The following is a 3736-nucleotide window of genomic DNA, read 5'->3' on the forward strand; positions in this document are numbered from 1 at the left end:
CAGCTGCGTCAATTGACTGACTACAACTGGCCCGGTAATATCAGAGAACTTGAAAATATAGCGACCTATTATCAGACACTTTCTGCTTTACCTCCTCAGATTACAGAACAAAACAGCACGACCACTGTCCGACTTTCAAATGCCAGCCTCAATCTTGCAATTCTCAAAGCCATCAGCGAGCACACCCAGCTCACCCATGGTATAGGCAGAGCCTCATTGGTACAAACCCTCAAAACCTCTGGAATCAGGCTCAGCGACGGCAAGTTGCGAGAGTTTTTAGGAGATTTATCTCAGCAGGGATTCATTGAGGTCGGCAAGGGGCGTCATGGCACAAAAATTACCGAAAAAGGACTTGCCCGCCTGACACAAGATACAAAAGAATAGAAAAAGAAAACAGAGGTAATTCTGCATATTCTGCAGCCTTCCTCTGTTTTTATCATATTGCTTTTTCTTCTATATTTTACACCATTTCTACAGGAAAAGTAATTTCACCTTTTTCTGTATCCATCACGCAAGTTCCACCCATAGGGATGGTAATCATTGGTGCACCGTGACCGGACTGAATGTTGTACATGATAGGAATATCAAGACCTTTTGTCGCCTCCAGCATTACCTGTACGATATCATAGCCTTCCACGTCTACATTACATCTTGTGAACTGTCCCAGCAGAATGCCGGCAGCGTCTTTCAGAAGACCCGCATTTCGGAGCTGGTAAATGTGTCTGTCCAGATTGCCGATATGCTCACCGATTTCTTCAATAAAGAGAATTTTTCCCTTAGTATCAATCTCGCAAGGTGTACCGACCGACGCACACATTACAGTTAAGTTTCCGCCTACCAGAATGCCGCTTGCTTTTCCCTCGCGGGCAACTCCAATCGGGAATCCTTCCGGAGCTTTATATGTATAAGCGTCTTCTGCAGTCAGCGCTTCAAAGAATGCAGTTTTGCTTTCCTGGTCAAAATCGTCCACCATATTGGAAGATACCATCGGACCGTGGTAAGTCACCAGGCCGCATTCCTGGTTAAAGAGCAAATGCAAACTGGTCACATCGCTGTAGCCGACAAAAATTTTCGGATTCTTTCTGATAACATCCAAATCTAAATAATCCAGAATACGGTTAGCGCCGTCTCCGCCTCTGAGACAAAAGATTGCATCTACTTCGTCATCAGCAAACATATCATTGAGCCAGCGACCTCTCAGTTCTTCTTCTCCAGCCATGTATCCGCCTTTAGAAGCAAACAGATTGTCTGCAGCTTTTACTTTGAATCCCAGCTGTTCCAAAACAGCTTTGCTCTGTTTTGCTCTTTCTTCTTCTACCGGGGAACTGGTCGCAACCAATCCAATCACGTCACCGGCTTTTAATCTCTTCGGATATGTCATGTGAGCCACCTCGTTTCATTAAATTCATCTCTAACGCTTGTTGTTCAAATTAAATTACAAATTTATACCAAGCTTAGAACCACATGATATTAACAATTATCGCTGCCATAATCAGGGAGAATAAGTCTCCTGCGATACCAGCAAGCATGGACTGTCTTGTGTTGGTTACGCCAACTGCACCAAAGTAAACAGCCAGTACATAGAATGTAGTTTCTGTAGAACCGAAAGCAACAGAAGCTACACGACCAATCTGAGACTGAGTTCCGTAGGTTTCCAGAAGGTCTGCACAAAGTCCCTGCGCACCACCGCCGGAAAGAGAACGCATCAGACCCATCGGAAGTACTTCAGCAGGCATATTCACAATACTTGTAACAGGTTCTAATACGGCTACAAGCCAATCCATAGCGCCAGAAGCACGGAACATACCGATTGCACAAAGCATTGCAACCAGATAAGGAATAATCATAATACCAGTTTCAAAACCTTCTTTTGCACCTTCTGTAAAAGAACTGTAAATTGGAACTTTCTTAAAGAATAATGCGTAAAGCGGCACTGCCACAACGAAAACAGGAATCAGATATGCTGATAAAAAGTTTAAAACGTCTGTCATATTTTACGCCTCCTTTCCGCTCAGAACAAGCGGATCATTACCGATGTAGTCTTCATTAATCTGTAATTTTCCAGCCGCTCTTTCTTTTTCAATAATATTGTCATACTTGAATACTTTCAGTCTGCCTAAAAGTTTTGTCATGATAACACAAACAATTGCAGCACACATAGTAGTCAGAATTGTAGGTCCTACGATTTCAGCAGCGCCCTCTGCCTGAATAGCAGTACGCATTGCAATTACAGTTGTAGGAATCAGACAAATAGAACCAGTGGAAATGGCCATAACCATGCACTGTGCATCTGTTGCGATATTCTTTGTTTTGTTCAGTGTCTGCAGTTCCTGCATAGCTCTGATACCCAGCGGTGTGCAGGCATTACCCAGACCTAAAACGCTGGCTGCAATGTACATTGCAATTGCAGAATTTGCAGGGTGTCCCTTTGGTACGCCAGGGAATAAAAACTTCATAACAGGGGAAAGCGCATTACCCAGTTTCTCACAAAGACCTGCGTCTTCCATAATTTTCATCAGCCCGCAGAAGAATGCCATAGTACCGATTAAGCCGATAGCAAGTTCTACTGCAGTGTCAGCAAATGCGAAGAGGTTGTCCTGTACTTCGCTGATTGTACCGGTTGCTGCACCGGCAATGACTGCTACTGCCATGAGGAACAGCCAAATATAATTCATCATAAATACTACCTCCAAAAAAGTAAAATCAGGTTATAACGGATTACTACGTAGTCACCCCATTTCTTACGCAAACACCGTGCCAACATATTTTCTTTTCTTTCTAAATCGACAAAAACTCACAAAACACACATTTCTGTCTAGGGTTCACTCCCCCAAGAAGAATGCGCTAATTTATCAAAACTGGATATTACCCCATTTTATCTCATTGTCCACCTTATTTCATCTTATCTTACTTGTAAAACAGTTCTTTTTATGGTACGATTCTTGCATTCTATGTTGCTATAAACAAGGAGGTCTATTTTATGTACAAAATTCCGTATACCTATACTAACAAATCTAAGATTGTATTTTATCTCATGATATTAGCCTACTTTCTTCTCAGACTAATATTAATGATACAGATAAAAGCATACAAGTTAGAAGGTTACGAAGTATTTCTTCTTCCTACTATTATATATTACTTGACTATTTTTATCGTGTTGACCGCCATATTCTTCGGCTACAAGTTTTTCTTTACCACTTACGATGAAAATACTATCACCTACCACAATATCCTGCTGAAGCGCTCTGCATCTATTGAGCTGGATAAAATTAAGTATGCTGTCTTCAGTAAAAATGGCGTGCACTTTTATAAAACAGATAATCCCGCACCCGCCGACAAGCCGGACTTTACCATCCCATTTTTCAGGCTTGGTATTATCGACGCCGTTCCAATTAATAATTTCTTCGAAAGACTTATCGACAGAAATACCATACGTATAGAAAAACAGTTCAAAGTTCTTCCCGGCTATTCTAAGCCCTGGACAATTGTTGCACTGGTTTATGCATTCCTGACTTTTTGCGTTTTGATTATTTCTATGCAGCTGCTTTACACTGTCATTATTTTGTTTCAGACTTTTCATTGATTTATCAGGAGGTTTTATTTAGATGAAACGAGTTTCTTTAATTTATCGCACCAGTGAGAACTCAGAGGCTATCAAGTTTATCAAAAATAATCTGGAGGACATCTTTGGCGAACATATCGTATTCACCAACTGCTACTTAAACGATTTGGCAGA

The 3736-nt window shown here is 41.4% G+C and carries 5 protein-coding genes; 2 read left to right on the plus strand and 3 right to left on the minus strand.

Annotated features, from left to right (window positions below; translation table 11 throughout):
* Nucleotides 1-384, plus strand: a 384-nt coding sequence (locus tag D1155_RS15370) for a winged-helix domain-containing protein (RefSeq protein ID WP_275557984.1), incomplete at its 5' end; no start/stop codon positions are given.
* Between the two features lie 76 nt (nucleotides 385-460).
* On the opposite strand, the gene D1155_RS15375 is transcribed toward D1155_RS15370, so the two are convergent.
* The 3 genes from D1155_RS15375 to D1155_RS15385 form a co-directional block, all read right to left on the minus strand.
* On the minus strand, nucleotides 461-1381 hold the full coding sequence (locus D1155_RS15375) for an LD-carboxypeptidase (RefSeq protein WP_160203291.1): 921 nt from the start codon (nucleotides 1379-1381) through the stop codon (nucleotides 461-463).
* A gap of 73 nt (nucleotides 1382-1454) precedes the next feature.
* Nucleotides 1455-1991: a nucleoside recognition domain-containing protein gene (locus tag D1155_RS15380; RefSeq protein ID WP_160203292.1), complete on the minus strand. Its 537-nt coding sequence runs from the start codon at nucleotides 1989-1991 to the stop codon at nucleotides 1455-1457.
* Nucleotides 1992-1994: 3 nt separating this feature from the next.
* Nucleotides 1995-2678 carry a nucleoside recognition domain-containing protein gene (locus tag D1155_RS15385; protein WP_160203293.1) on the minus strand — a complete coding sequence of 228 codons (684 nt, stop codon included), beginning with the start codon at nucleotides 2676-2678 and terminating at the stop codon, nucleotides 1995-1997.
* A 302-nt stretch (nucleotides 2679-2980) separates the two neighbouring features.
* Here D1155_RS15385 and D1155_RS15390 point away from each other — a divergent pair, with 302 nt between their 5' ends.
* Nucleotides 2981-3583, plus strand: a complete 603-nt coding sequence (locus tag D1155_RS15390; protein WP_160203294.1) for a hypothetical protein — start codon at nucleotides 2981-2983, stop codon at nucleotides 3581-3583.
* The last annotated feature ends 153 nt before the right edge of the window (nucleotides 3584-3736 follow it).

Source organism: Anaerotruncus sp. 80, from assembly GCF_009936115.1.
Taxonomy (GTDB): Bacteria; Bacillota; Clostridia; order Peptostreptococcales; family Anaerovoracaceae; genus Senimuribacter; species Senimuribacter intestinalis.